Origin of the sequence: Pseudoalteromonas sp. MER144-MNA-CIBAN-0113 (genome assembly GCF_040308965.1) — a bacterium.
In the GTDB taxonomy this organism is placed as follows: domain Bacteria; phylum Pseudomonadota; class Gammaproteobacteria; order Enterobacterales; family Alteromonadaceae; genus Pseudoalteromonas; species Pseudoalteromonas tetraodonis.
The window spans coordinates 1-262 of the sequence record NZ_JBEOOG010000409.1 but is presented as its reverse complement, the minus strand read 5'-3'; the positions used below and the strand labels follow the sequence as shown (position 1 = coordinate 262).

General features: G+C 45.8%; 1 protein-coding gene. It reads right to left on the bottom strand.

The window, feature by feature from the left end; translation table 11 throughout:
- Nucleotides 1-262: MFS transporter (locus AAEY57_RS20270; RefSeq protein ID WP_350608694.1), on the bottom strand; the 262-nt coding region annotated here is incomplete at both ends.

Below are 262 nucleotides of genomic sequence, written 5' to 3'. Positions count from 1 at the left end.
GCATAGAGCGAATACGCGAGTGCAAGCCCTCCACCGGCTAGCAATATTGGAAAGGTCATAGTAACTAAAAAGTTAGCCAGCCATTGAGCAAGCCCTGCAACCCCTAAGCCTAATCCTCTCATGTTATTTGGAAATATCTCGCCGAGCATTACCCACATTACAGGACCCCATGAAAGGTTAAAAAAGAATACATATAAGTTGGCCTGTACGAGTGCAGTAAAGCCCCAGTCGCCAAGTTGTAATTGTCCTTGAGGGTCTATAG